The organism is Paenibacillus sp. FSL H7-0716 (assembly GCF_038002705.1).
GTDB lineage: Bacteria > Bacillota > Bacilli > Paenibacillales > Paenibacillaceae > Paenibacillus_AQ > Paenibacillus_AQ odorifer.
In genome coordinates this window covers 166,874-193,831 of the sequence record NZ_JBBODA010000002.1, presented here as the reverse complement: position 1 = coordinate 193,831, position 26,958 = coordinate 166,874, and the positions used below count along the sequence as shown (strand labels likewise).

The window sequence follows — 26,958 nt, the reverse complement described above, 5'->3', positions numbered from 1 at the left end:
GTACAGCCGTTTCTTCTTGTTGGTGCAAACGAATGAACGAACGATCTATATTAAAAAAGGAGTGAAGACAATATGTCCTCATTTAAACGAATTGGTTTTATTGTTTTGGATAGTGTAGGTATCGGAGAAGCTCCAGATGCTGCGAATTTTGGTGATGCAGGGTCACATACGCTTGGCCATATTTTGAACCGTGTTCCCGGATTAAAACTGCCTAACCTTCAGCAGTTAGGATTAGCTAATATTGCTCCGCTGCCGCCGCTTGAACCTGTAGCTTCACCAACTGGATATTATGGCAAGATGCAGGAAGTATCTGTAGGTAAGGATACGATGACCGGGCACTGGGAGCTGATGGGGCTGAAAATAGAGGTTCCATTTAATACGTATCCGGACGGATTTCCGGCAGAATTGATTGAAAAATTCGAAGCAGCAACTGGCCGGAAAGTGATCGGTAATAAACCGGCTTCCGGTACGGAAATTCTAGTTGAATATGGCGAAGAGCAGATGAAGACCGGAGCTTGGATTGTGTACACCTCTGCGGACAGTGTATTCCAGCTTGCGGCACATGAAGATATCATTCCACTGGAAGAGCTATACAGCGCGTGTAAAATCGCCCGTGAGCTAACTATGGCTCCTGAATTCTCCGTAGGGCGCGTTATTGCTCGTCCTTATGTTGGCGAACCAGGAAAGTTCGTACGGACCTCAAATCGCCATGATTATGCCGTGAAACCACCGGAACCAACGGTAATGAATTCGCTGGCTGATATCGGAAAAGATGTTATCGCGGTAGGAAAGATCAACGATATTTTCACAGGTGAAGGGGTTACAGCTTCTTATCCTACGAAGAGCAATGAACATGGTATCGAAGTTACCATACAGCAGCTTCGCCAACCGTTCAATGGCTTGCTGTTCACGAATCTGGTGGATTTTGACTCTTTATATGGCCACCGTCGCGATCCGGAAGGATACGGCCATGCACTGGAAGTATTCGATCAGGCGCTGCCTGAAATTCTATCCACGCTTGGTGAAGATGACCTGTTGATTATTTCTGCAGATCATGGGAATGATCCAATCCATAGTGGAACAGATCATACTCGTGAATATGTGCCGCTGCTTATTTACAGCCCACGCCTTAAGCATCCAGATAGCTTAGGTATTCGTGAGACCTTCTCGGATGTTGCCGCAACCATTGCTGATAACTTCGGTGCGAAGGCGCCGCAGTATGGGACAAGCTTTTTAGCGAAACTGCAATAAAAGGATGTGGGTTGCGCCACAACATTCATTAAGGAGGATCATCCATAGCATGTTAACTCAAAAAGAAATTCAAGAAGCAGCTATTTATATAAAAGACCAATGTCCGGTGGCTCCGGAAATTGGATTGATCCTTGGTTCAGGACTCGGTGTGCTGGCAGACCTGATCACCGATGGAATCAGCATTCCATATGATGAAATTCCTCACTTCCCTGTGTCCACTGTAGAGGGGCATGAGGGAGAACTGCTGATCGGTATGATTGAAGGACGCCGTGTCGTGATGATGAAGGGCCGCTTTCATATGTATGAAGGTTATGGACCGGAGGTTACGGCATTCCCTGTACGGGTTATGAAAGAACTTGGTATAGCCAGCCTACTTGTAACTAATGCTGCTGGTGGAGTGAACACAGATTTCACGCCGGGCGATCTTATGCTCCTTACGGATCATCTGAACATGACGGGACGGAACCCGTTAATAGGACCTAATGATCCTGCACTGGGCGTGCGCTTCCCGGATATGTCAACCGCTTATAGTCGCCGCTTGATAAAGGTAGCGAAGGAAACGGCAGCGCAGCAGAATTTCGAATTCAAAGAAGGCGTATATGCAGGTCTGCTGGGACCTTGCTATGAAACACCTGCTGAAATCGTAATGCTTCGTCATCTAGGGGCTGACGCTGTGGGCATGTCTACTGTGTCGGAAACCATTGTTGCCCGGCATGCAGGTATCGAGGTATTAGGTATCTCCTGTATTACTAACATGGCTGCGGGAATCCTGGATCAACCTCTCAACCATGAAGAGGTTATGGAAACTGCAGATCGTGTGCGTGAGCGTTTCCTGAAGCTGGTGTTGGGCTTTATTCCGAAAATGTAATTTCGGGTACTGCATTTTGAATTTTTGGGAGGTCCAATCTATGACACAAGTGAATGAGCTTGAGCCATTGACGTTTGAACAGATAATGAAGGTAACTAATTTGACTAGACCAAAATTTATCGGACTTGCTCGCGCAATTGTCCGTGAAGTGCAGGTGTAATATGAGAGCTGTCGATATTATTCAGAAAAAAAGAGATGGTGGAGAGCTGAGTCGTGAGGAAATTTCTTTTTTAATTCAAGGCTACAGTAAAGGTGAAGTGCCTGATTATCAGCTCTCTGCATGGGCAATGGCTGTTTATTTTCAAGGCATGAACGCGCGGGAGACCGGCGATTTAACGATGGAAATGGCGATGTCCGGCGATCAAGTAGATCTTAGCCCAATCGCAGGTATTAAGGTCGATAAACACTCCACAGGCGGAGTGGGTGATAAAACAACTGTAGTACTGGCACCCTTGGTAGCTTCTGCTGGAGTACCGGTAGCGAAGATGTCCGGCCGCGGACTTGGGCACACTGGAGGCACGCTCGATAAGCTGGAGTCCATCAGTGGTTTCTCTATCGAGATGGCTCGAGAGCGTTTCTTTGACCAAGTAGGGGAGATCGGGGCTGCCGTGATCGGCCAGTCGGGCAACATTACACCCGCAGACAAAAAGCTGTATGCCCTTCGGGATGTAACAGCAACAGTTGAATCCATCCCCCTTATTGCAAGCTCTGTGATGAGCAAGAAGATTGCAGCAGGTGCGGATGCGATCGTGCTGGATGTCAAAACAGGCAGCGGTGCTTTTATGAAGACGCTGGATGATTCTATAGCACTCGCTCAGGCGATGGTTGACATTGGAACGCATCTGGGTCGGAATACCGTTGCGATTATCAGTGATATGGACCAACCGCTTGGTTACGGGATCGGAAATGCGTTGGAAATTAAGGAAGGAATCGAGACCTTGAAGGGTCACGGTCCGAAGGATCTGCAGGAGGTCTGTCTTATTCTGGGCAGCCAGATGCTTGTTCTTGGCGGCAAAGCCAAGGATGAAGCGGAGGCACGTTCGATTCTTATGACGCATATTGAAGATGGCAGTGCGCTAGAGAAGTTCAAACAAATCGTGAAGGCACAAGGTGGAGATGTATCGCAAATTGATTCTCCGGAGAAGCTCCCTACTGCTAAGCGATTCATTGAAGTGAAAGCAAAAACCAAAGGATTCATAGAAGGGATTCAGGCCGAGGAAATTGGCGTTGCGGCTATGCTGCTTGGAGCTGGACGTGAAACTAAGGAATCCGTAATCGATCTGGCCGTGGGGATTCAACTTTCCAAAAAGGTTGGAGATGCTGTAGAGATCGGCGAGACGCTTGCAGTCTTGCATATCAATGATGCCAGTGAGAAGAAAGTAGAGGAAGCTGAAGGTAAGGTGTTAGAAGCCTACCGTATCACTTCTGAACCTGTTCCTGCCCAACCTTTGGTATTTGCACTTGTTACTAAAGATGGGGTAACACGGTACTAGTCAAGGCAACATAAACATTGTCATGGCTATGGCCGTAAACAGACAACAAAGCAGCGATCCTCCTATATCGGGAAGGTCGCTGCTTTGCGTTTTGCTTAAATGGTGCAATATTTATAACTAATTATTGATCTTATTGAAAATTTGCGAAGCCGCGCTGCTTGTATTACATAATACGACTACAGTCTCGCCACTAGCTGGATAGATAGCCGACCGGAAGGAAACACCGGGATCATAGCCCATAATGTGAAATTTGAACACTTTTTCTTCGCGGAGAGTAATCCATACACCATAACCATAATAGCCTTCGCCATCCACATGTACATGGGGAGTAAGCAATAATGAAGTGAGTACTGGACTCAATAATGTATGGTTCATTAACCCGCTCCAGAATAGCTGCATGTCGGGGGCAGTGACGAAAGCTCCACCGTCAGCGCCTCCTTTTACCGGGATTGAGTAGATGTTGGTTCTCCAGTTTCCGTTCTCTTCCTCTATGTATCCTAGTGCACAGTTGGCAGGTAAGGCATCTAACGTAAAGTAACCGGATTGCTCCATTCCGCAAGGCTTAAAGATGTGATGCTCTACATAATCGGAAAAAGTCATTCCACTCAGTTCCTCCACCAGAAGGCCTAGCACGATATAGCCGGCATTGTTGTAGTGGAAACGTTCGCCAGGGGCCCACATCATGGGAAGGGTTCGGAACATCGGCACAAAATCCTCAAGCTGTCGCAAGGTGTACATAGGCTGTGCCTTCCACAGGTCCTCGAAATCATTCATAATTGTTTCATCAAAATAATCCGGAATACCAGAGCTATGCGTTAGCAGCTGATGAATGGTGATGTCGGGACTAAAGAGAGGAAAATCTACTTTTTTAAGATAATCTATTAGTCTACTTTCAAAAGAAATCAATCCCTGATCGACCAGCTGGCAGACAGCGATCGCGGTGAATATTTTACACCCGGAAGCAATGCCGAACCGGGTATGAATATTGTTTTCGCGCTTATCCGACTTATTGGCATAACCGTAACAACTGCTGATGACTTCTTTATCAGGTTGTTGTACCCGCACTACACCAGAGAAATTGTTTTGTTTAGCTTCTGCTTCAATATAATCTGCAAGGTGGTTCATCTGTATATTCACTCCTCTATAAGCAGTTAAGTTCTTAAATACCATTCGTTAAAATCTTCCATTTTCCTTTAAAGTGGATCAAATGAATACGAAAAAATTGGAAATACTTAAAATTTGAAATAATTTTTGATCTCCCCTATAATAAAAATGCTCTGCAACTGCTGCTGGGCTTTTTTTAATTGACAACAACATTACTTCTTGGGATAAATTATTATAGTTATTTACTTAGAAATGGAATAATTTCCACCCTTTCTGACGAAACTGGAACACAGTACCTGTGATATGAAGGTTAACGTTCAGGAGGGGAACCATTGTGAGAAAAATGCGTTTTGCTGTGCTTGTGCTCTGTATCGTTGTGTCGGTTCTAGGACCGGTGTCAGGTGCTTACGCTGAGGAAAAAAGCAAGGATTCTGGCAGTAATGCTGCCGCTGTAGATCTTGCGCCTGGTGCGCGTTCTGCGATTTTGATGGATGCAGGCACCGGCACTATTATTTATGAAAAGAACAGCCATGATAAGCTGCCTCCCGCAAGTATTACGAAGATTATGACGATGCTGCTTACGGTGGAAGCACTGGATGAAGGAAGGCTGCAACTGACGGATAAGGTGCGCACGAGTGAATATGCTGCATCGATGGGCGGATCGCAAATTTTTCTGGAGCCTGGTGAAGAAATGTCGGTGGATGAGATGCTCAAAGGCATCGCTATGGCCTCCGGTAATGATGCATCTGTGGCGATGGCAGAGAAAATAGCGGGTTCGGAGAGCGCTTTTGTCGATCTGATGAATAAAAGAGCGGAAGAGCTGGGTCTGAAAGATACCCACTTTGCCAATTGCAACGGTCTTCCAGCTGCTAATCACTATTCTTCAGCCTACGATATTGCAGTAATTAGCCGGGAGCTTTTAAAGCATGATAGAATTATCAAATATACCGGTTCCTATCAGGATTATCTGCGTAAGGATTCCACCAAACCATTCTGGTTGGTAAACACGAACAAGCTTGTACGTTTCTATACAGGCGCTGATGGACTGAAAACAGGGTATACCGCTGAAGCAAAATTCTGCTTATCCGCTACGGCTGCAAGAGACGGTCTGCGTGCTGTTGCTGTTGTGCTGGGTGAGCCGAACACGAAGACACGTAACAGTGAAGTGTCGGGCATGTTTGACTATCTCTTTTCGCAATATAAGATCCACACTATTCACAAAGAAGGGGACGCTATCGGTACCCTTAAGATTGAGAAGGGTGTGAAGTCCGAGCTGCCGATTACGGCGAAAGAGACGTATAGTGTTCTTTTGAAAAAAGGTGTGACGCAAGAAGGCATTCGTCACGAACTAGTACTTCCAGAAAGCGTGAAGGCACCAGTGGCTGAAGGCCAGTCCATAGGCAAGCTGGTTGTCTACCAAGGAACCCAAGTGATTAAAGAGTATGAACTTAAAGCAGGGGAAGCTGTGGCAAAAGCAGGCTGGTGGAAGCTTTTTAAACGTACAACAGGCTCGATGTTCGGCATGGATTAAAAAGAGCTTTTTTGTAGATTGCGCCCATGTGCTTTGTAGATTCATAGGGGTTTTCTTCTAGTTTTGTCGTGAGGCAGGATTCCTGATTTGCCACGTAGAAACCTTGTCCTTGAAGAGAATGGGTACTGTCTCTTAAGGCCAAGTTTTCAAAGCAACGAAGAGGAGAGTGGCAAGCATGAATTCTAATGTGGAAATGGAGCATCACAGGGGTGTGCTGATTGTCCGTTTATCTGGGGAACTCGATCATCATGCCGCCGATTTTGTAAGAATGGATATGGATGAAGCGATTATGCGGGGTCAGGTATCGCATTTGATCCTTAGTCTTAAGCATCTGCAGTTTATGGACAGTTCGGGTCTCGGCGTTATTCTGGGAAGGTATAAACTGATCCATAGTAAAGGCGGCAAAATGGTGGTGTGTGATGCAACGGCACCTGTGAAGCGACTTCTGGAAATGTCAGGCCTGTTCAAGATCATGCCCCTATATGACGACGAGAGCACTGCACTCTCGGATTTGGAGGTTGCGTTATGACAAATGGTAAGGCTGGTAACTTCATGAACGTGCAGTTCGCTGCACTCTCGGAGAACGAATCATTCGCACGTGTAGTTGTAGCGGCGTTCGTTTCTAGGCTTGATCCTACAATGGACGAGCTGAATGATCTGAAGACAGTCGTGTCGGAGGCGGTCACCAATTGTATTATTCATGGGTATGATAGTGATCCGGAAGGTATTGTGACTATTTCAGCTTCGCTGGACAACGAAACGGTACATTTAACCATTGAGGATCAGGGACGGGGCATTGAGGATTTGGAGCTGGCACAACAGCCGTTATATACCTCAAAGCCAGAGCTGGAGCGGTCGGGCATGGGCTTTACCATTATGGAGAATTTCATGGATGAATTTGAAGTCACTAGTGAACCGGGACACGGCACTTCGATCTCAATGAAGAAAACCATCGTTTCGAAAAAAGCTTTATACAATTAGGGGTTGGAGCCATGGATGCAGAGTCAAAAAAAGCTCCGCCGACCTATTTGGACGATGCGGAGGTCAAACGTCTTATCGCGCTCAGTCAGGCCGGAGATAATCTTGCCCGAGACACACTAGTTAGCTGCAATATCCGGTTGGTCTGGTCGGTAGTGCAGCGGTTTATGAACCGCGGGTATGAACCTGACGATTTGTTCCAGATCGGTTGCATCGGGCTCTTGAAGTCCGTTGATAAGTTCGACCTCAGCTATGAGGTCAAATTCTCCACTTATGCCGTGCCGATGATCATTGGCGAGATTCAGCGTTTCCTTCGCGACGATGGAACCTTGAAAGTTAGCCGTTCGCTTAAGGAGATGGCTAATAAGGTCCGCAAGATGAAGGATGAAATGTCTAAGACGCTGGACCGTCTGCCTACCATCGGTGAAGTTGCTGAGGCACTGGGAGTTACCCCTGAAGAAGTGGTATTTGCTCAGGAAGCTAACAAGCCACCGACCTCGATTCATGAGACGGTGTTCGAGAATGATGGCGACCCGATCACACTGATTGATCAAATCGCTGATGAATCACAGGAACGCTGGTTTGATAAGCTGGCACTGAATGAGGCTATCGGAGGTCTCAGTGAGCGTGAACGGCTGATTGTTTATCTTCGATATTACCGTGACCAAACGCAGTCAGAGGTTGCCAGTCGCCTTGGGATTTCTCAAGTACAGGTATCCCGGCTGGAGAAGAAAATATTGCAGAATATCCGCGAGCAGATTGCTCAGTAGATAATGGCTAAAATGTAAAGACGCTTGTGAAATAGCGAATAGGAAGAAAAAGCCGCCCCGAAAAGGGGGGGCTTTTTATGTGGAGGGAATCTCAATATGCATTCACTTGGTGACAAGGATATGACCTCATGGTCTATTGACATGGAAGCGAATTTGCTGACAATGTCGAATGTTTTGGAGAAATGGGTGGACTGTTCAGATCATGCTTTACCGCATAACCCCAATTTTTTACGTGAATATGTGTACAGTGAGGATCTTGAACGGTTTGATGCGTATATAGATAAATTATACTCTGGTCACCTATGTAATCTTGAGTATCGTATGCAGTTACCTGCAAAAGCGCTGAAGTGGGTTCAAAGTATAGGCACGCCCGTTTTTAATCAAGAGCATAAGGTTTGTCGAATAGATGGCGTCATCATAGATATCACGGAACAAAAAAATGCTCAAGCCCAGTTAGAGAGTAGCTTTTCTCTATATCAGCAGATGTTTGCTACGATCGATGTGGCGATTTGGTCATACGACTACGTATCACGGAAAATATTATTCATATCGGATGCCATTTTCAATATCACGGGATATTCACCAGAACAGGCGAAGGAAGATGACTTTTGGCTAAGAATTGCTCCTAAAGAAGAGCAGCCTTTAATTCAAGAGATTATAACTACAGTGGGGCAAGGAATAAGCAATCTCAGTGAATATCGGATCATCCATGCCAGCGGTGAACTCCGATGGGTCCAAGTCAGGATCATTCCCAGTATGGATGAGACAGGGGCAGTGGTACGGCTCAATGGGATCTTAATCGATCATACGGAAAAAAAGCAGATGCAAGAGGTTCTATTAAAAAGCGAGCAGCGGTATAAATCCCTGTTTGAACATAACCCAGATATCGTGTGTGAATTGGATCTGCAGGGCAGCATTGTCGCTATCAATCCAGCGGCAGAGCAAATTACTGGAGAAGCTTTTAATAGATTCGGAGAAAACTTATCCATTGTGAATTTATTTGGTGCAGAGAATTCGCATATGATGTCTGATTATTTTGAGAAAACGGTTGGCGGAGTTCTGCAGCATTACACGGTTACTTCTGTCCGCGAGAATGGATTAGTTAACCATTGGTCGATGAAAAACATCCCTGTACATGAAAACAATCAAATTGTGGGTACCTTTGTTATCGCAAGAGATATCACTGCATCTGTGGAGGTAGAAAAGCGGCTGGCTCAGCGGGAGGCGGAGTACAGGCTTATTACAGAGAATATGGAGGATATGATTGGGGTTCTGGATCAGCAAGGGAACTTCATTATTGCTTCGTCCTCTTGTGAGAAAATTATTGGTCTTCCTGTAGGTTCAATAAAGAACACAACCATTTTGGAGTATATACATCCTGATGAACAAGAAGTGTTGCGGGAACAGATCTTGGATATTTTTCGGACAAAAGTATGTAAGATGTTTTACAATCGGTTTATTCACATCAAAGGTCACATTATAGATCTGGAATGCTTGGGTACACCTGTTCTTGGTGAGGATGGAGAAGTAGTTAGTATTGTGATTGTAGCGAGAGACATTACAAAAAGGGTCCAGATGGAGAGTGAACTTAGAGAAAGCGAGGAACTCAATCGGCTGCTTATTGATATGTCACCTGAAGCGGTAGTACTCCATAGTGAATATAAATTCCTTTATGTGAATTTTTCCTGTTTAGGATTGTTTGGAGTTTGCAGTGAGGATCAATTGATTGGCACCTCTATTTTTAATTGGGCCCACCCGGACTATATAACGCTGGCTAGAGATCGGATGCGTGAAATCTATTATGGACCCAATCGGATATTAGCTCCTATTGAACAAAAGGTCGTGCGGTCAGATGGATCTATTATCGATGTAGAAGTAACAGCTAGCTCAATTCTATATAGGGGTAAGGTTGCATGTATCTCTATCTTTAGGGATATCAGTGATCGGAAAAAAATTGAGGTGGAAAGACAGCTCACAGAGCAGATCATTCGGAACAGCGAGGAAAGGTATTTCAACTTACAGATGAGTCTTGATCAATTCTCGCAAGATTTGTTTGGTGCGATGAAGATCAGTCACATGGAACAACGATTACTGAAAGAAGTTAGAGAGGTCTTACGGGTTACCAATATTTGTATGGTTGAAGTTGAAGATAACCATGATAAAATATGCGAGATTATTGAGACCGAGCGGGGCTATTCACTTAAGATCGGAGAGTTCCGAAGAAAAAGCTATATTCTATCCATTAATGAGAAGTCTATTTTATTAGAAATAAGTTCTGTTCGAGTGTGGCTGAAGACGATTACCCGTTATGTTAGTGTGTTATTTGATAATTTTTTGCTCATAGAAGATCTAACTAAGGACCTTGAATTAGCGGCTTCCGAGCAAGCTCCGACATGGTTGCTGCGCTTTATGTTTAATTTATCCGAGAATGAACGCAAACGTCTTGCTCAAGATTTACATGATTCAGCACTTCAAGAACAGATCATCTGGTATCGTAAGCTTGATAATTTTTTAAGTGATAAATCCGTTACAGGGGAACTAAAGGAACAGCTAGAACAGATCACAGAAGGTTTACTCGATGTTATCTATGAACTGCGGATTATCTGCAATGAGCTTAGGCCACCAGCATTAATCAATGAGGGACTTGCTTCCTCACTTGAGACGTTGTTTGAATTTGCTCAGCTGCGGAACGACTATCAGATTTATTTTGAGTCAACAGCTTTCAAGCATAAGTTAAAAGACGAGATTCTAATAGGTCTGTACCGTATTGTGCAGGAACTTTTGGCTAACGCAGCTAAACATTCTTGTGCCACAGAAGTACGTATCTCCTTAGCTAGCGAAGGGCAGCAGGTGCTTTTGGATTATGAAGATAACGGAATTGGAATGAACCTTTTAGGAGAGGATTCTCTTAAGAGCATGGGGATTTATGGGATGAAAGAAAGGGTTCGCAGTATGGATGGGACCATACGATTTCTTTCGCCAGAGAATAAGGGATTAGCTGTCTTTATATCCATACCTGCAGATTAATCATGGGGCATAATAAGGGGATAGGGGTGTATTAGGCATGATTCAAATTTTGTTAGTGGACGACCATCCCTCTGTCATGGAAGGGACTAAGATGATACTGGAACAAGAGGGAGATATAAAGGTTACGCTGGCCAATTCAGCTCATGAGGCACTTAATTTGGTGGGTAGCCATACGTTTGACGTGATGTTGTTTGATCTTCATATCGCTGATGGGAATGGGATTGATTTGGCGAAGGAAGTCTTAAAAATAAACGCAGACGCGATTATCTTAATCTACACCGGATACGAAATTACAAACAAATTCAACTTGATGATCGAATCGGGTCTGTTTGGGTTTATTTCAAAAACGACCAATAGAGAGCAGTTGGTTGCAGCAGTGCGTTGTGCTTTAAGGGGAGATGTCATTTTGCCTCATACCCTAGTTAAACAGTTAAGAAAAGTATCACCTAAAGGAATGGAGATTAATATTGACCAAGCAAACCCGAAGATAAGCAAAAAAGAGCATGAAATGCTGACAGAGATTGCAAAAGGAAAAAGCAACAAGGAAATAGCAGAGATTGTACTTATGAGTCAACGATCGCTGGAATACAGTTTAACGAGTCTGTTCCAGAAGCTAAATGTGAAATCAAGAATTGAAGCGGCAATAAAAGCTAAACGACTGGGCATATTGAAGGAGTCCGATTTCAACAATTCACTATGAAAATTCGTAACAAACAAATAGATCAAAATCCCGTTCACGGTTCTGTGAGGCGGGATTTTTTGGTCTGCGCTTTTTTTGCGGGATGACGCAATATTTTTGCGTGGTCGCGCTATTTTTTTTCGGTTACCTTAATCTGCTTACCGTATATGATGAAATAGTTCCTAAGAATTACTAAAAAATGACTAACGCCAATGAGGGGCTGAGGAAAATGAAGTGGTTTTATAATTTAAGAACAGCAGTGAAGTTAATCTCCGCATTTCTGTTAGTATCCGCAATATTGTGCTTTGTAGGATTCTATGGAATTACGAATTTGAGTAAGATGGACCGCTCTATCGTGGACATGTACGAAAATCGCTTAACACCTATAGCTTATCTGGGAGAAGCGAATGAACTATTTTTAACAAATAGAATCAATATCCGTGATATAAACACGATGGCTAAAACAGCGGCAGAAAAGAAAGAATACGAAGATAAAATACATAAAAACGTTCAAAGTATTGAAGAGATCATGGGTAAATATAGCAAGACTGCGTTGAGAGCTGAAGAATTAGCCATAATGAAGGATTATCCTGAGATCTGGAAACGGTATATCACAAGCCTGGATGAGGCGATTGAATTGAATAAAACAAATATTAGTAATGAGAAATATACAAATTTTTTGCTTGTAAGTGATTTGCAAACAGCTACAACAGAGCTGACTGACTTTCTGCAAAATTTAATAGACATCAATATGAAGCAGGCTCAAGGTTCGATTGTTAATGCCAATGACCTTTATCAGTCCTCTCGTTTGATTACGTTTAGCGTTACTATTGTTGCGCTGCTCATCAGTATTGGTCTGGGTCTTTTAATATCGCAGATCATAGCACGGCCTCTAAATCAAGTAATGCGCCTGCTAGGTAAAGTGGCCAATGGTGATTTAAGCGAAACGTCGAACCTGGAATCTAAGGACGAGATTGGAATGTTAGCTTATTCTGTTAATGAAATGGTTCTGAACCTAAGACGCACTGTGAGCGGCATTTCGTCTTCTGCGGAAAGTGTCTCAGCTGCTGCACAGCAAATCTCAGCAAGTACAGAGGAAGTAGCTAGTGGAAGTATGAGTCAAGCTAGTGCTGCACAAACAATGAATGAGTTGTTCAGAGAATTATCTGCGGCGATTAATTCAGTAGCCCAGAGTGCTGAACAGGCCTCTGAGCTTTCAGATCAAACGATGCGTATCGCTCAAGATGGAGGGATCGTGGTTAAGAACTCCGTACAAGGAATGGCAGTACTGGATACACAAATGTCTAGACTTGCGGAAGACTCCGATAAGATTGGTGAGATTATCGCGGTGATTGAAGATATTGCCCAACAGACCAATCTGCTTGCCCTAAACGCAGCGATAGAAGCGGCCCGCGCAGGTGAACAAGGTCGGGGTTTTGCCGTTGTTGCGAATGAAGTAAGAAAGTTAGCTGAGCGGAGCAGTGGGGCTACGAAACAAATCACGGGCATTATCAAAGAAATGCAGAAGAATACGCAGCATAGTGTAAATGCCGTAGTAGAAGGAGTAGCTTTTTCACAAAAAAATGGAGAAGCCTTCGAACATATCCTTACGATGGTGAATGATACCGCTCATAAAGTAACGGAAATTGCGGCTGCCAGTGAAGAACAGGCTGCACAATCGTCTGAGGTGATGTTCTCGATTGAGAGCATATCCGCCGCAACTGAAGAAATGGCGGCAAGCAGCAGTGAAACGGCAACGACAGCCAATGCTTTGGCTCAGCTAGCAGAAGAGTTAAATAGTCTGGTATCTATTTTTAAAGTTAAATAAACAGTGTCAGGGGTATTATCATTGATAGGAGAGGAGAAGTAGTGCAAAAAATAAAGGTGCTCGTTGTAGCTGCTTCAGTAACCATGCGTAAACAGATCTCGAACCTAATTTCGGAGGATTCAACCCTCGAGGTCATTGGAGTAGCTCGAAATGCATCCGAAGCGATCAGCATGGTTCAAAAACTCAGGCCCGATGTCGTGGCTATAGATATAGAAATGCCGGAATTGAACGGTTTGGTAGCACTCACAAGCATCATGTCTCAGCGGCCAACACCTATACTTATCCTGAGCTCCGCTACAAAGGATGGAATAACAGCAACCATTACTGCTCTACAAAATGGTGCAGTGGATTTCATATCCAAGCCGGCTCAATCTTATGGACCTGGTCTATACAGCATAAAAGATGAGTTATTGTTCAAAATTAAGAAAGCCGCTGAAATCCCTTTAAGAACTCTTATTCTTAACAATATAAACATCTCCAAAGTGAAAGCTCGACAAGAGAAGCAAAACAACGTTAAGAGTGGATGTACAGAAGTTATTGAGCAGATCGTGGGAATTGGATGCGGAGTAGGGGGGCCGAAGGCATTAGAAATCTTAATTTCCTCGCTCCCGGCGAGCTTCCCGTATCCAATGCTGGTTGTTCAACATATGCCGCCCAAGTACACAAAAGCATTGGCGGAACGACTGAATCGGTTCTCAAGTGTACGGGTGGTGGAAGCCAAGGACAAGCAATGGGTACTCGGGGGAACCGTCTATATCGCTCCAGGTAATTCTCATATGACCATTACTCAGGAGGGGCAGGATCTCAGAATAAAACTTATGAAAAAGCCTGCAGTGAATGGACACTGTCCTTCGGTCGATGTCCTGTTTGATTCTATATCTGCACTCACTGGTCTACAGCAGCATTTAATCCTAATGACCGGAATGGGAAATGATGGCGCTAAAGGGATGCTGGCTGCCAAACACGCTGGCGCCCAATCAACGCTAGTAGAATCGCAAGAAACTTCTATTGAAAGTGAAATGCCTGAAGCAGCTGCGAAGCTGGATTGTGTGGATTACGAGCTGCCCTCGCATTTGTTAGCCTCGAAGATTATGGAGGTTACGGGGGAGCTGAGATACCGGAGGGACGCATTTCCATCGGTTTGAACGGTCTTATTTTACTTCTGAAAAAGCGTTGGCAGGATAAAATCCGCCAATGCTTTTTTGTATTTCAGGTTGACACTTTCAAGTGATAACAATTATCATTTACGGAGCTAGAGTAGAGATTATGTAACTCATCGTATACAAGGAGCGAAGAAGGAGAGGTTTGCGATGACTTTAAATATATTGAATATGGAAATTCATGATCTTTTTGATCAATTTACAGAACGGATAGAGGGGCATGTTGAACATAACCAATGGGAACAACGGCTTACTATTCCTTCACATATTGGTAAGGGAACTGTCACCCGTACACGGATTCGTCCAGGTATGGAGATTATGTATACGGACATAACTTACGAACAAGATATGAAGCTCTACATTCAAGAAGCTTGTCCGTTGTTTGAACTAAGCTATAATCTAAGCGGAGAAATTTATTGCGAATGGAACGGCAAGGAAAGTTACACGGATAAACAAATGGGCAATGTCCTTTTTCTAGAGGATGTTCAGGTGTATGAAGAGAAAAAAGCAGGTGTCCCCAATCAATTGCTGGAAATACGGTTAGCTCCTAGTGAACTGCTGAATTACGCCGGAGATTTATCGGAGACACAGCAAATGGAAACCTGGCTTAGACATCATCGTGGAAATATTGATCGTTATCCAGATACTGCGGCAATCCGAAAATGTGTCTCCGAAATGATCCACTGTACCTATCATGGAACATTGAGACGTTTATATATGGAGAGCAAAGCCCTAGAATTTATTGCTTTGTTTGGTGAGTCTGATGGTTACGGTTCTATTAGTCAGAGTATGACGCTGCGGCACGATGATATTACCAATCTGAAGCGGGTACATGAATTGGTGCAAATCCATTTCGAACAACCGTTATCTATACGTGAGTTGGCTAAGCGGGTAGGTATCAACGAATTCAAGCTGAAAAAAGGCTTCCGCGAATTATTTGGCATGACAATCTTCGAGCTTGTACGTATAAAAAGGATGGAGAAAGCGCTCTGGTATATGGAGGTTGAAGGTTTGAATATAGGGAAAACAGCTGTTTCGGTTGGATATAGCAATGTCAGCAATTTCACGACGACCTTTCGTAAGCATTATGGCTGCAATCCAAGCGAATACTTAAAACGTATCGAACAACAGAGTTTGGAACGAAACAGGCTGTGGGAAGATTTGTAATTGCAGAAAGCTTAAAGCTTCAAGTGGTAGAACATAAAGTTCGAAATCGAACCTTATATTCTGCATGCTTGAGGTTTTTTTGTGTTTGCTCCCTTATCAAGGAGGGAACCTCCCTTAACAGGTAGAGAAAAAGACCACTCTAAATGATAATAATTTCATAGATTGCAGATATAAAGGTGGTCATACAATGGAACAGCTAGTAGATTCACGCCGGTGGTATGCGCTGGGGGTTATTTTACTGCCAACATTACTTATTTCATTAAATACTTATATGATTCAAGTTGCGCTTCCATCTATGCAAGATAGCTTGAACGCAAGCTTTTCGGAAGCACAGCTTATCGTTACCGGATTTTCGTTAGGATTAGCTGTGGCGTTGATTATTAGCGGAAAGCTTGGGGATATATACGGCAGAAAACGAATGTTGATGATCGGGGTGAGCGGGTTTACGGTCATGGCAGTGTTAGGCGGATTGACCTCAGATCCGGCACTTCTGATTGTTATTCGGATTGTGCAGGGATTGGCTGCGGCGCTTATTCAACCTCAGGTTCTGTCTACGCTGCAGGTCAGCTTTCTGCCAAAGGAAAAAGGTCTTGTTTTCGGCATTTACGGCGCTATGATTGGTTTTGGATTTGCATTCGGATTCATCCTCGGAGGCACTATTGTGAATTGGAATCCGTTCGATCTCGGTTGGCGGACAGTATTTTTTTTCAATGTGCCATTTGGACTTCTCGTCCTGCTGTTAATGCCGATTGTACCTGAAACACGGGCTGAGCAGGCGCATAGTATTGATTGGACTGGAAGCTTCCTTCTGCTGATCGGTTTGTTCCTGCTGATCTATCCGTTGTCAGAGGGACAAAAACAAGGGTGGCCGTTGTGGATTTTTGGCTGTCTAATGTTAGCTCTTCTCGTGTTAGTTACTTTTATCTGGGTTGAAAAGCGAAAGGGAAAGCAAGGGGCGTTACCGTTAATCGACCTGTCTATTTTCAGAGATCGAACATTTAGCGCAGGTCTGGCAACCGTTCTTGTCCTTTATCTAAGTATGTTCTCTTTCTTTTTTATTTTGAGCTATTATATGCAATTTGGTTTGCACTATAGTGTTCAAGATACAAGTATGGTTTTTTTGCCTATAGGGATAGGCTTTTTTCTAACTTCCCTAATCTCGTCTAGAATGGTCAAAAGATGGGGGATGAGTGTACTTAAGATAGGAGCGCTGATGATGGGGAGCTGTAGCCTGCTGCTTATGTTAGAGCTAAATGTGGACGTTACGCAGCTGCTGGACCCTCGTAATATCCTACTATTATTGATATATGGTTTCGGTCTCGGAATGGCTACTACGCCCCTAGTTAACGTCACGCTTAGTTCAGTACCCACAAAGATCGCGGGTACGGGTTCAGGCTTGATCACGACCTTTATGTATTTTGCGAATTCGTTAGGAGTGGCGTTAATCGGTATTTTATTCTCCGCTTCGCTAAAGCATTCTCTTTTGGAAGCAGATCTGGCGGATTATGTAAGGGCGTTTTCCTTCTCATTAGCAGCAATCGGAGGACTTGCTTTTACTGGTTTTCTTTGCCTTTGTTTTTTGCGGGAGCGGAAATTATAGAGGAGGTATCCTGCTTTTTTTGCGCTGTGAGCAATCTAACAAACGAACGCCCTTCTTAGCTTTATAGTAATACCGAGTGATTGAATTCCATTTAATGTAACTCACTCCAAACCTATCAATGAGAAGGTGCCAGGATGTCCATACTGCAAGTAGAGAATCTCTCGAAAGAATATAAAGGCAAAGGCAAAACGAATCGGTTTCGAGCGTTGAACGGGATTAGTCTTAGTGTGGATAGCGGCGAGTTTGTGGCGATTATGGGACCCTCGGGGAGCGGGAAAACGACACTTTTAAATATACTAAGCGGAATCGACACGGATTATAGTGGGGTTGTAAGAATTGCAGAGACTAGTATAAATGAGATGTCCAAGAACGAGCTTGCGCTTTTTCGCCGGCAGCGTATGGGATTCGTTTTTCAGGATTACAATCTGCTGGATAGTCTGACCCTACGGGAAAATATCATGGTGCCCATGGTGCTGGATGATCAAGAGGTAGAGGATATCAATGCCAAGACAGATGAGACGTTATCGCTATTTGATCTGGATGAGGTGAAGGACAAATATCCTTATATGGTTTCAGGGGGGCAACAGCAGCGGGCGGCGATCAGCAGGGCGATTATTAATCATCCAGATGTGATTTTTGCGGACGAGCCGACGGGGAATTTGGATTCCAAATCCTCGAGTACAGTGATGGCAACCTTTGCCAAGCTCAACGCTCTAAAAGGAGCAACGATAGTGATGGTCACACATGATCCTTTTGCGGCCAGCTATTGTAATCGCGTGCTTTTTATCAAAGATGGGAAGGCTCTACTAGAGATTGCTAGAGAGAATAAAGAGCGCAGAGCATTTTTTGATCTGATTCTGGAGAACCTGGCCTTTATTGGAGGGGGAGAAGATGACCTTTAGGAGAATGGCATTTCAGATATTTAAGGCGAATCTTAGAAGATATTTGTTATTTTTCCTATGCAGCAGCTTTACGGTCATGATCTTTTTTACATTTTATTCGCTGTACAGTAATCCTGATTTTAATGACCCTTATCAAGTGAATGGGATGGTGTCGGGTAATTTATATGCTCCTTTTTTGGTGATAAGAGTGTTTGCTGTTCTGTTTATTGTATATGCGCAAATGGCCTTTTTGAAATTTAGAAAAAGCGACTTCGGGCTATTAATGGTACTTGGAATGACAAGCCACAATATCCGCAAAATCATTTTGTTCGAGAATAGCATGATCGCTTTAGCCTCGATTCTCACTGGTCTAGGTGCAGGGACAGTGTTCTCCGGTATTTTTTTCTTTATGGTTTCGCTGTTTGTAAATATTGGGGACAGTGCTTTTATACTGACGCCGGATAGTTATCTGTATACCATTAAATTCTTCGCGGTGATTTACATAGTTGTGATTGCAATCAATTTGCTATTAACTTTGCGATACAGCATTTTACATCTTTTAAAAGAGTCCAGAACCGCAGAACGCAACCTGATTCATGGGAAAATCACCGGGGTCATCGGAGTTTTGTTCTTGGGAATCTCCGTTTATAATATGCTCACTCATTACAACCCTTCCGATGCTCGCATGATGTTAATAAATCTGGGAATTAGTATGCTGGGCGTTTATTTGCTGCTGTCAGGACTTGGGGACTGGATGAAACTTTTTATATCGCGATCAAGCAGAGCATATCACAAGCACCTGCTGTTTAGTTCCAATTTGATCTATACCCTTGGCCGCTCCAAAATAGTACTTTCTCTTATCACCTTCCTCGTCTTCATCACGATTTCTCTAAGCGGGATTATTTTTTATTTGACCTGGAATGCTGAGGAAATTCCGGTTGCAAGCAATCCATATGATATTGCCTATTCAGAAGTATTCGGAAAAAATAGCATCTCACCAAAAATACTAAGCGAGATCACGGATCATGGCGCTACGCCACTGCTTTCACACCAAAAGCTGGAGTATATCGACTTGTTTAATTTTAAAATATTTCTGGACCAGAATATAAATGCATTAATCGGCTCTGATTATCATGTGGAGAAAGATCACTTTCTAAATCTGGCCACAGTTGCACAAGGAGAAGAGTGGAAGAATCAAAGACCGGAAATGCCCACCTTTGACCTGACGCTTGCTTCCGGGAAGCATACGCTGTATTCACAAGGTATCCTATTTCACATGGTATTTAACCCTGTGCCGAATCTAATGAATGGTCTTCATGTCATTGTAAACGAAAAGGATTATATGGCGCTGAAAGCGGAAAATAAAAAAGCGATCGGTAACCTTCAGCTCCTGAATTTTAAGGATTGGAAAAAAACTGCGGATATAGATGCTAAGTTAAATGCCGCTTTAGCCAAATATAACAAAGACAATACAGAGTCCTGGTATGGCAATGAGCGGCAAGAGGCTCTTGTATTCTCTACGAAGTCTAGAATAAGTGACTATCTACAGTTACAGGAGTCTGGCCGATTTGGAATCTTCGTAATTTCATTTGTTGGTTTAATATTTTTCGGCGCCTCCGGGATAGTGCTGCATTTCAGTATTCAGACCGATTTAGAGCGTGAGAGGATCAAATTCAGGAAGCTGAACAAGATTGGAATTACTACTAAGGACGTGGCTCGCATTATAGGCGGCCCTTTAAAAGTGCTGTTTTTTCTCCCGTATGCATTAGGTATTGCATTGTCTTCTTTTTATGTTGTCAGTTCTTCCAGGGTTGAAATGTCTACAGCTCTGGAGCCGATGTGGTTTTGTTTGTTGGTAGGCGGAGCATATCTTTTATTTCAAGTCCTTTTTTATCGTATATACACCAAAATATACACTCGCAATATGCTGGCCCATATTCAGCTACTCGATATTCCCTATAATAGAACAAAATGAGATTTCAATTTAATCCCAAATATGATAATATTGGTGCACAAAACGTGGGGGGATTCCATTTGAAAAAGATTTTTTCCAGAATTGCAGTCGCATTAATGATCTTGACCCTTGTTGCGATAGTCACTTGCTTTTATATTGGTGAATTCACCTATGCGTATGGATTAATTTTGGTGCTGTTTTTCGTATTTGCGGGGATGGGGCAGCTCTACAAGCTTAAAAATGATGAGTATATGTACAAGAAATTAAATAACACCGATGAGTATAATGAATATACTAGATGATATAAATTTAACAGCAGCTTCTTATGTATAGCCAAACACCCCACTTTAGACAGTGCCTAAAGTGGGGTGTTTTTGTATGTGCCTATGTTTATTTCTTACCGTTGCGTTCAAGAATCATATCTACGAACAGATCAATCTGTGCGGTAATCGCAATCGGATCATAGCGGTAGTAGGTATCAAAATCATTGTAGAATAGATGATCGTTCTTCGCAGCATCAAGTCCGTTCCAAACTGGAGATTCCTTCAGTTCTTTCAGCTTATCCCCTTTTTTGTCAGGATCATAAGTGGTGAGGAACATGTAGTCAGCTGCATATTCTGGCAATAGCTCCATGGACAACTGCAACGTTTGGTTGTCGTTGCTGTTCTTAGTAGGCATTTTTAGCTTAAGTGCGTTATAAAGGGCTTGTCCGCCACGGCCAGCATTATTTCCGAAGGTCCATAGCTCCCCTTTATCAGTCAGCTCATAGATTCCAAAAGTATCATTTTCATTTACGACATCTTTAAGCTTCTCGCGGCCTTCAGCAGCCTTTTTCTCAAAGTCAGCAATAAATTGTTCAGCTTTGTCAGGCACACCTACAATGTCACCGAACAGTTTAACAGTTTCATAGATATTTGTAGCGGTTCCGTATGGAATATGAATGGTTGGAGCAATTTTGGATAATGCATCGTAGTTATCATCGTACATAACGACGATCAGGTCAGGTGTAAGTTCCAGAGCTTTCTCGGCGTTAACCGGAGCACCGACATCTTGTGTGTTTGTGAGCAGGTCTTTCAAGAAGGGATTATCAAAGGTACTAGGTTCGACACCTACAACATTTGCTCCTACGGAGAGCAACTCCCCACCATAATAATCTGTAATAATCCGCTGTGGTTTTACAGGTATCTGTACAGTACCTTTAGTGGTTTCATAGCTACGCATTTCAGCAGCTGAAGCCTCAGGAGCAGTCGTTGGCTCAGTGCTCGGTGCTGTAGTTGCTTCTGTTGTTTCTGTTGTTTCTGTTGGTTTATTAGATGAAGCATTGTTTGTTCCCCCGCAAGCTGTCACAAATACAGATAATAACATTATGAGTGCCAGGATGGGGAAGAGGGTCTTTCTTTTTAGCATGATAAACCTCCCTATATATATGTACAAACAAATAATAATGAGAATCATTATCAATATTATTTTCAATTTGAACTTTATCAAATCCTAGAATTCCTGTCAATGCAATAAAATAAATGCCTCCTATTAAATCTATCTATTGCCAAACCTAGGAAGGCTCATTTACAATAGCATAGTGATAATGAGAATCAATTTCATAGAAATAGGGTGGCATTCATGAATCAACAGATATCTTCCAAGATTAGACCTAATAAAGGGTCAGCCATACAAGAGTTCCGTTCTCGTCCTTGGGCTGCCACGTTAATCTTGGTTGGCGGTCTGGTACTATTAGCACTAGGTATCGCTGTTTCAGTCTCCTTCGGAGCGGCTGATATTAAACTTTCTGTGGTGTGGGCAGCTGTGTTTCACTTTGATCCGGAGATCATGGATCATCAGATTATTAGAGAATTACGATTACCCCGTGTACTTGGCGGGGCCATGATAGGGGCCAGCTTTGCAGTTGCGGGTGCCATTATGCAGGGGATGACCCGAAATCCACTCGCAGATTCAGGTTTGATGGGCATCAACTCAGGCGCAGGATTTGCGCTGGCGCTTTGTTTTGCATTTTTCCCGAATTTATCGTTTATGTATTTGATCCTATATTCCTTCGTTGGTGCCGGAGTAGGGGCTGGGGTTGTGTATGGGGTCGGATCATTGGCCAAGGGAGGGCTGACTCCTGCTCGTCTGGTGCTGGCAGGTGCTGCTTTTAGTGCACTGCTGTCAGCGCTGAGTGAAGGGGTAGCTTTATATTTTCACATTGGGCAAGATTTGGCTTTCTGGTATGCGGGAGGCGTGGCTGGGACGAAATGGATTCAGCTTAAAGTCATGTTCCCTTGGATAGGAGCGGCGTTAATTGGGGCTATGGTATTATCCCGGTCGATCACAATGCTCAGCCTAGGTGACGATGTTGCTAAAGGGCTAGGCCAGCGCACAGGGCTTGTTAAGCTGGCAGGGACTTTAATTGTATTGATTCTGGCTGGATCATCAGTTGCCGTAGTAGGAGCCGTTGGGTTCATTGGACTAATTATTCCCCATTTGACCCGTTTTTTTGTAGGTGTGGATTACAGATGGATCATTCCATGTTCAGCTATTCTCGGCAGTCTGCTTGCAGTATTTGCAGATTTAACAGCGCGGATGATTAATCCCCCTAATGAAACGCCGCTGGGAGCTATTATTGCACTGATCGGTGTACCTTTCTTCCTTTATCTTGCACGTAAAGAAAGGAGGGAACTGTAATGATAGAGAAAACTTCATTCGATTCCTTCCAAGCCGCCAAAAATAAACGTGGCTTAGTTATAATGATTATTTTAGCTGTACTGATTGTTATTGCTTTTATTATTAGTATGAATACAGGATACATACGTTTGACACCTATGGAGCTGCTTAATACTTTATTCGGTAAAGGGACGGATAAGCAAGAATTAATCTTGTTTCAATTTCGGTTACCGCGGATTGTAATCTCCGTTCTGATAGGCGCAGGTTTGGCTGTATCCGGAGCTGTGATGCAGGGCGTCTTTCGTAATGCTTTGGCCGACCCCGGCATCTTAGGGATTAATGCTGGCGCAGGAATTATGGTTATGCTGTTAATTTCTTTTTACCCAACGGCAACCGCGGCTCCGGTGTATCTGCTGCCTATGGTAGCTTTTGTTGGTGCGGCAATTACTGCTGCCTTGATTTATATCTTAGCTTATAAACGGCATGAAGGAATAAAACCCATGCGACTGTTGCTGACCGGTGTAGCGGTTGCAGCTGGAATGAGTGCAGCGATGATCGTGCTGACTCTTCGGCTGGATCCGGAGAAGTATCAGTTTGTGGCTACTTGGCTCGCGGGGAGTATTTGGGGCACAAGCTGGAAGTTTGTACTTTCTTTACTTCCGTGGATCGTAATTCTCGTGCCGTATGTCATCTATAAAGCAAGGGTAATGAACGTCCTTAATTTGGGTGAACAGACAGCCGTAGGACTTGGGGCTGCTGTAACCAAAGAACAATTCCGGCTTCTTGCGGCTGCGGTTGGTCTAGCTGCGGCAAGTGTTGCTGTGAGTGGTGGGATTGGCTTTGTCGGCCTTGTCGGCCCCCATTTGGCGCGACGGCTAGTTGGACCCAAACATCAGCTCATGCTGCCAACCTCAGCGCTGCTCGGCTCACTGCTAGTCATTATAGCGGATACCATTGGACGCTGGATCTTACAGCCATCTGAGATCCCCACTGGAATCGTTGTTGCTGTAATTGGAGCGCCATACTTTTTGTATTTGCTAGCCCGTACTAAATCTTGATGAAAGAGGATGGTCACTCACCGGAAGGAGCGAATTTTTACAATGTTGCGTCGTTTTTTTGCTTACTATAGACCCTATAAGGGATTGTTTATTCTTGACTTCTCCTGTGCTATTGCTGCTGCACTGCTGGAACTAGTCTTCCCACTGGCCGTTAACCGGGTAGTGGATGATATGCTGCCAAGTGGGAATTGGAAATGGATTCTCTATTCTTGCCTTGGTTTGCTGGGGATCTATATCGTCAGCGCCTTTATGCATTTTGTCGTCACTTATTGGGGGCATAAGCTGGGGATCAATATCGAGTCGGATATGAGAAAAAAGCTGTTTGATCGTGTACAGAAGCTCTCTTTCAACTTCTTCGATAATAATAAGACAGGCCATTTGGTCTCACGGATGACAAATGATCTGATGGACATTGGTGAGATTGCCCACCATGGTCCTGAAGATTTATTCATAGCAGTGATGACGCTGCTGGGTGTATTCGGTATCATGCTTAGCATTAATTGGCAATTAGCGATTCTGACCTTTGTAATTGTCCCGCTGATGATTTATTTATCCATGTACTTCAGTCGCAAAATGTCCAAAGCGTTCCACATCATGTTCGCGGACATTGCTGACTATAACGCACGCGTAGAGAACAATGTAAGCGGGATCCGTGTTGTGCAAGCTTTTGCTAATGAGAATCATGAAATTTCCCGCTTTGCAGTTAATAACGAACGCTTCCGTATTACGAAGCTAATGACCTATCGAATTATGGCTTGGAATTCATCCTTTAGCTTTGTGCTCATGAAGCTGGTCTCGTTATTCGTTCTTGTGTGCGGAACCTATTTTGTAATCCAGAAGCAGATGACTTACGGTGAATTTATAGCCTTTGTGATGTTGTCTAATGTCTTCTTAGGACCTTTGCAACAGATTAACTCGGTCATTGAGACCTATCCTAAAGGGATCGCTGGTTTCAAACGTTATCTTGAACTGCTGGAGACTGAACCAGATGTTGATGACGCAAAAGACGCTAAGCCCGTGTCTCATCTGTCAGGGAATATAACCTTCCAGGAGGTAGCTTTTGCTTATAGTGATAAAGAAAAGGTGTTAACCAATGTGAACTTATCGATTTCAGCAGGAGAGACCGTTGCGCTTGTGGGTCCATCCGGTGCGGGTAAGACAACACTTTGTAGCTTGCTGCCACGCTTTTACGATGTAAGCGAAGGCAACATCTCTATTGATGGAATAGATATTCGCTCCATGACGTTAGAATCACTTCGTTCCCATATCGGGATTGTACAACAAGATGTATTCCTGTTTGACGGAACTATCCGTGAGAACATTGCTTACGGCAGATTGGGAGCTTCCGATGAAGAAATTTGGGAGGCTGCGGGGCGCGCTCAGCTGGAAGAACTGATCAAATCTCAGCCCGCCGGGCTGGACACCATGATCGGAGAGAGAGGCGTCAAGCTTTCTGGCGGCCAGAAGCAGAGGTTGTCCATCGCCCGGATGTTCTTGAAGAATCCGACGATTCTCATTCTGGACGAAGCTACGTCTGCACTGGATACTGAAACGGAGTCCGCTATACAAGAGGCGCTCGCCGAGTTGTCTGAGGGACGCACAACACTTGTTATTGCTCATCGCCTTGCGACGATCAGAAATGCGGACCGTATTGTTGTCGTTGCGGAAGGCGGCATCGCAGAACAAGGTAAGCATGAGGAACTGCTGCAGACTGCCGGAATTTACAGCCGATTGCATGAAGCGCAGTTTGGAGCTTAAGTAGCTGAAGGGATCACTAGAATATAATTTTGGAGGGACACGATGAATAAACAACTGGAATTATACGATGTAACCATTATTGGTGGCGGACCTGCTGGGATGTATACAGCTTTTTATAGTGGAATGAGAGACTTGAAGACAAAGTTAATTGAAGCGAAGGATGAGCTCGGAGGAAGAATGCTTATTTATCCCGAAAAAATGATCTGGGATGTAGGAGGCGTAACCCCAACGCTTTGTCATCAACTAATCGGTCAGCTCAAGGAGCAGGCTCAAACCTTCGATCCTACTATTGTGCTGGGTCAGCAAATTATGAATCAAGAGAGACAAGAGGATGGAACATACATCTTGACCTCTTCTACTGGGGAACAACATTGGACCCGCACAGTCATTTTGGCGATTGGTTACGGAATTCTGCAGATGGCAAAGCTTGAAATTGAAGGTGCAGATCGTTATGAGGTGACAAATCTTCATTATACCGTTCAAGAGCTGGAGCCGTTCCGCGGTAAAAGAGTGCTAATCTCCGGTGGAGGCAACTCCGCAGTAGATTGGGCGAATGAATTGGAACCTATCGCTGCAAGTGTGACGATTGCGCATCGCCGCGAACAGTTTGGCGGACATGAGAAAAACATTGTGCGGATGAAGGAATCCTCAGTCAATGTCCGTGCGCCATATGCAGTAAGCCAATTACACAGCAGTAATGGTGAAACGATAGATCAGGTTACGATCAGCCATATAGAGACAGGTGAAACTGAGCAGTTTGAAGTGGATGCTGTCATTGTGAATCATGGTCTGAAAAGTGATTTTGGTCCTTTAAAAGAATGGGGCCTTGATATGGGCGAGTGGTGTGCGAATGTAACCGATAAGCTGGAAACCAATCTTCCGGGTATATTTGCAGCAGGAGACTTTGTGGATTATGCGAGCAAGGTTCGTTTGATCGCAGGTACTTTCACTGATGCGGCTCTGGCGCTTAATAGCGCTAAGCTGTACATAGACCCAACCGCGGCCAAAGTCGCTTATGTATCTTCTCACAATGAACGGTTCAAAGAGAAGAATAAAGCGCTTGGAGTCGTTGACGACCACTAAGGATAGAGGCTTCTCAAACCATAAAATCTGAAGCTTTATATAAAGCGTATAGGGGATCTTATCCATTTCGAGCGGAGAGAACCCTTATACGCTTGCTTTATATTTTATGG

General features: G+C 44.0%; 22 protein-coding genes. 20 read left to right on the top strand and 2 right to left on the bottom strand.

Annotated elements, in window-relative coordinates:
- Positions 1-72: 72 nt before the first annotated feature.
- The 3 genes from deoB to MHH60_RS03735 all read left to right on the top strand — a co-directional run bounded on the left by deoB (position 73) and on the right by MHH60_RS03735 (position 3,612).
- Complete coding sequence (deoB, locus tag MHH60_RS03745; protein ID WP_076134750.1) at positions 73-1,251, top strand: phosphopentomutase; 1,179 nt, start codon at positions 73-75, stop codon at positions 1,249-1,251.
- A gap of 49 nt (positions 1,252-1,300) precedes the next feature.
- Complete coding sequence (locus tag MHH60_RS03740; protein ID WP_076134749.1) at positions 1,301-2,119, top strand: purine-nucleoside phosphorylase; 819 nt, start codon at positions 1,301-1,303, stop codon at positions 2,117-2,119.
- Between the two features lie 161 nt (positions 2,120-2,280).
- Complete coding sequence (locus tag MHH60_RS03735) at positions 2,281-3,612, top strand: pyrimidine-nucleoside phosphorylase (protein ID WP_036676056.1); 1,332 nt, start codon at positions 2,281-2,283, stop codon at positions 3,610-3,612.
- A gap of 117 nt (positions 3,613-3,729) precedes the next feature.
- Here MHH60_RS03735 and MHH60_RS03730 read toward each other — a convergent pair whose 3' ends face one another.
- Positions 3,730-4,737 (bottom strand): serine hydrolase domain-containing protein, encoded by a 1,008-nt coding sequence (locus tag MHH60_RS03730; RefSeq protein WP_076134748.1) that lies wholly within the window; start codon positions 4,735-4,737, stop codon positions 3,730-3,732.
- A 313-nt stretch (positions 4,738-5,050) separates the two neighbouring features.
- Between MHH60_RS03730 and MHH60_RS03725 the strand changes: the two genes are divergently transcribed.
- The 13 genes from MHH60_RS03725 (at position 5,051) to MHH60_RS03665 (ending at position 20,593) form a co-directional block, all read left to right on the top strand.
- Positions 5,051-6,247 (top strand): D-alanyl-D-alanine carboxypeptidase family protein, encoded by a 1,197-nt coding sequence (locus MHH60_RS03725; RefSeq protein WP_370511489.1) that lies wholly within the window; start codon positions 5,051-5,053, stop codon positions 6,245-6,247.
- Positions 6,248-6,422: 175 nt separating this feature from the next.
- On the top strand, positions 6,423-6,776 hold the full coding sequence (gene spoIIAA, locus MHH60_RS03720; protein WP_036676057.1) for an anti-sigma F factor antagonist: 354 nt from the start codon (positions 6,423-6,425) through the stop codon (positions 6,774-6,776).
- Positions 6,773-7,228, top strand: a complete 456-nt coding sequence (gene spoIIAB / locus MHH60_RS03715) for an anti-sigma F factor (protein WP_036676058.1) — start codon at positions 6,773-6,775, stop codon at positions 7,226-7,228. The genes spoIIAA and spoIIAB overlap by 4 nt, the downstream gene beginning before the upstream one ends.
- 11 nt (positions 7,229-7,239) lie before the next feature.
- A complete protein-coding gene (gene sigF / locus MHH60_RS03710; protein WP_036676059.1) occupies positions 7,240-7,995 on the top strand; it encodes an RNA polymerase sporulation sigma factor SigF in 756 nt (251 codons plus the stop codon).
- A 96-nt stretch (positions 7,996-8,091) separates the two neighbouring features.
- The gene (locus MHH60_RS03705; protein ID WP_076134747.1) at positions 8,092-11,022 is read left to right on the top strand and encodes a sensor histidine kinase; all 2,931 of its coding nucleotides are present in this window, start codon (positions 8,092-8,094) and stop codon (positions 11,020-11,022) included.
- A gap of 37 nt (positions 11,023-11,059) precedes the next feature.
- On the top strand, positions 11,060-11,722 hold the full coding sequence (locus MHH60_RS03700) for a response regulator transcription factor (protein WP_076134746.1): 663 nt from the start codon (positions 11,060-11,062) through the stop codon (positions 11,720-11,722).
- Between the two features lie 208 nt (positions 11,723-11,930).
- Positions 11,931-13,529 carry a methyl-accepting chemotaxis protein gene (locus MHH60_RS03695; protein WP_076134745.1) on the top strand — a complete coding sequence of 533 codons (1,599 nt, stop codon included), beginning with the start codon at positions 11,931-11,933 and terminating at the stop codon, positions 13,527-13,529.
- A gap of 41 nt (positions 13,530-13,570) precedes the next feature.
- Positions 13,571-14,674, top strand: a complete 1,104-nt coding sequence (gene cheB, locus MHH60_RS03690) for a chemotaxis-specific protein-glutamate methyltransferase CheB (RefSeq protein WP_076134744.1) — start codon at positions 13,571-13,573, stop codon at positions 14,672-14,674.
- A gap of 165 nt (positions 14,675-14,839) precedes the next feature.
- Positions 14,840-15,856 (top strand): helix-turn-helix transcriptional regulator, encoded by a 1,017-nt coding sequence (locus MHH60_RS03685; protein ID WP_076134743.1) that lies wholly within the window; start codon positions 14,840-14,842, stop codon positions 15,854-15,856.
- 187 nt (positions 15,857-16,043) lie between these two features.
- Positions 16,044-17,456, top strand: a complete 1,413-nt coding sequence (locus MHH60_RS03680; protein WP_076134742.1) for an MFS transporter — start codon at positions 16,044-16,046, stop codon at positions 17,454-17,456.
- 134 nt (positions 17,457-17,590) lie between these two features.
- Complete coding sequence (locus MHH60_RS03675; protein ID WP_076134741.1) at positions 17,591-18,358, top strand: ABC transporter ATP-binding protein; 768 nt, start codon at positions 17,591-17,593, stop codon at positions 18,356-18,358.
- Positions 18,359-18,362: 4 nt separating this feature from the next.
- Complete coding sequence (locus MHH60_RS03670; RefSeq protein WP_179088890.1) at positions 18,363-20,312, top strand: FtsX-like permease family protein; 1,950 nt, start codon at positions 18,363-18,365, stop codon at positions 20,310-20,312.
- 59 nt (positions 20,313-20,371) lie between these two features.
- On the top strand, positions 20,372-20,593 hold the full coding sequence (locus MHH60_RS03665) for a hypothetical protein (RefSeq protein WP_042190339.1): 222 nt from the start codon (positions 20,372-20,374) through the stop codon (positions 20,591-20,593).
- An 88-nt stretch (positions 20,594-20,681) separates the two neighbouring features.
- Here the strand turns inward: MHH60_RS03665 and MHH60_RS03660 are convergent, their stop codons facing one another.
- Positions 20,682-21,698 (bottom strand): ABC transporter substrate-binding protein, encoded by a 1,017-nt coding sequence (locus MHH60_RS03660; RefSeq protein WP_076134739.1) that lies wholly within the window; start codon positions 21,696-21,698, stop codon positions 20,682-20,684.
- Between the two features lie 213 nt (positions 21,699-21,911).
- Between MHH60_RS03660 and MHH60_RS03655 the strand changes: the two genes are divergently transcribed.
- The 4 genes from MHH60_RS03655 (at position 21,912) to MHH60_RS03640 (ending at position 26,848) form a co-directional block, all read left to right on the top strand.
- A complete protein-coding gene (locus MHH60_RS03655) occupies positions 21,912-22,970 on the top strand; it encodes a FecCD family ABC transporter permease (protein ID WP_076134738.1) in 1,059 nt (352 codons plus the stop codon).
- A gap of 62 nt (positions 22,971-23,032) precedes the next feature.
- A complete protein-coding gene (locus MHH60_RS03650) occupies positions 23,033-24,007 on the top strand; it encodes a FecCD family ABC transporter permease (protein WP_370511172.1) in 975 nt (324 codons plus the stop codon).
- Positions 24,008-24,049: 42 nt separating this feature from the next.
- Entirely contained in the window at positions 24,050-25,765 is a 1,716-nt protein-coding gene (locus MHH60_RS03645) for an ABC transporter ATP-binding protein (RefSeq protein ID WP_076134736.1), read from the top strand.
- A gap of 42 nt (positions 25,766-25,807) precedes the next feature.
- Positions 25,808-26,848 carry an NAD(P)/FAD-dependent oxidoreductase gene (locus tag MHH60_RS03640; RefSeq protein ID WP_076129508.1) on the top strand — a complete coding sequence of 347 codons (1,041 nt, stop codon included), beginning with the start codon at positions 25,808-25,810 and terminating at the stop codon, positions 26,846-26,848.
- Positions 26,849-26,958 lie beyond the last annotated feature (110 nt).

Bases quoted from the DNA above. Each gene is read 5' to 3' on its own strand.
- spoIIAA (WP_036676057.1), top strand. From the start codon at position 6,423: ATGAATTCTAATGTGGAAATGGAGCATCACAGGGGTGTGCTGATTGTC.
- MHH60_RS03660 (WP_076134739.1), bottom strand. From the start codon at position 21,698: ATGCTAAAAAGAAAGACCCTCTTCCCCATCCTGGCACTCATAATGTTA.
- sigF (WP_036676059.1), top strand. From the start codon at position 7,240: ATGGATGCAGAGTCAAAAAAAGCTCCGCCGACCTATTTGGACGATGCG.
- MHH60_RS03700 (WP_076134746.1), top strand. From the start codon at position 11,060: ATGATTCAAATTTTGTTAGTGGACGACCATCCCTCTGTCATGGAAGGG.
- MHH60_RS03675 (WP_076134741.1), top strand. From the start codon at position 17,591: ATGTCCATACTGCAAGTAGAGAATCTCTCGAAAGAATATAAAGGCAAA.
- spoIIAB (WP_036676058.1), top strand. From the start codon at position 6,773: ATGACAAATGGTAAGGCTGGTAACTTCATGAACGTGCAGTTCGCTGCA.
- MHH60_RS03735 (WP_036676056.1), top strand. From the start codon at position 2,281: ATGAGAGCTGTCGATATTATTCAGAAAAAAAGAGATGGTGGAGAGCTG.
- MHH60_RS03650 (WP_370511172.1), top strand. From the start codon at position 23,033: ATGATTATTTTAGCTGTACTGATTGTTATTGCTTTTATTATTAGTATG.
- deoB (WP_076134750.1), top strand. From the start codon at position 73: ATGTCCTCATTTAAACGAATTGGTTTTATTGTTTTGGATAGTGTAGGT.
- MHH60_RS03645 (WP_076134736.1), top strand. From the start codon at position 24,050: ATGTTGCGTCGTTTTTTTGCTTACTATAGACCCTATAAGGGATTGTTT.
- MHH60_RS03680 (WP_076134742.1), top strand. From the start codon at position 16,044: ATGGAACAGCTAGTAGATTCACGCCGGTGGTATGCGCTGGGGGTTATT.
- MHH60_RS03685 (WP_076134743.1), top strand. From the start codon at position 14,840: ATGACTTTAAATATATTGAATATGGAAATTCATGATCTTTTTGATCAA.
- MHH60_RS03640 (WP_076129508.1), top strand. From the start codon at position 25,808: ATGAATAAACAACTGGAATTATACGATGTAACCATTATTGGTGGCGGA.
- MHH60_RS03705 (WP_076134747.1), top strand. From the start codon at position 8,092: ATGCATTCACTTGGTGACAAGGATATGACCTCATGGTCTATTGACATG.
- MHH60_RS03655 (WP_076134738.1), top strand. From the start codon at position 21,912: ATGAATCAACAGATATCTTCCAAGATTAGACCTAATAAAGGGTCAGCC.
- MHH60_RS03730 (WP_076134748.1), bottom strand. From the start codon at position 4,737: ATGAACCACCTTGCAGATTATATTGAAGCAGAAGCTAAACAAAACAAT.
- MHH60_RS03695 (WP_076134745.1), top strand. From the start codon at position 11,931: ATGAAGTGGTTTTATAATTTAAGAACAGCAGTGAAGTTAATCTCCGCA.
- MHH60_RS03670 (WP_179088890.1), top strand. From the start codon at position 18,363: ATGGCATTTCAGATATTTAAGGCGAATCTTAGAAGATATTTGTTATTT.
- MHH60_RS03740 (WP_076134749.1), top strand. From the start codon at position 1,301: ATGTTAACTCAAAAAGAAATTCAAGAAGCAGCTATTTATATAAAAGAC.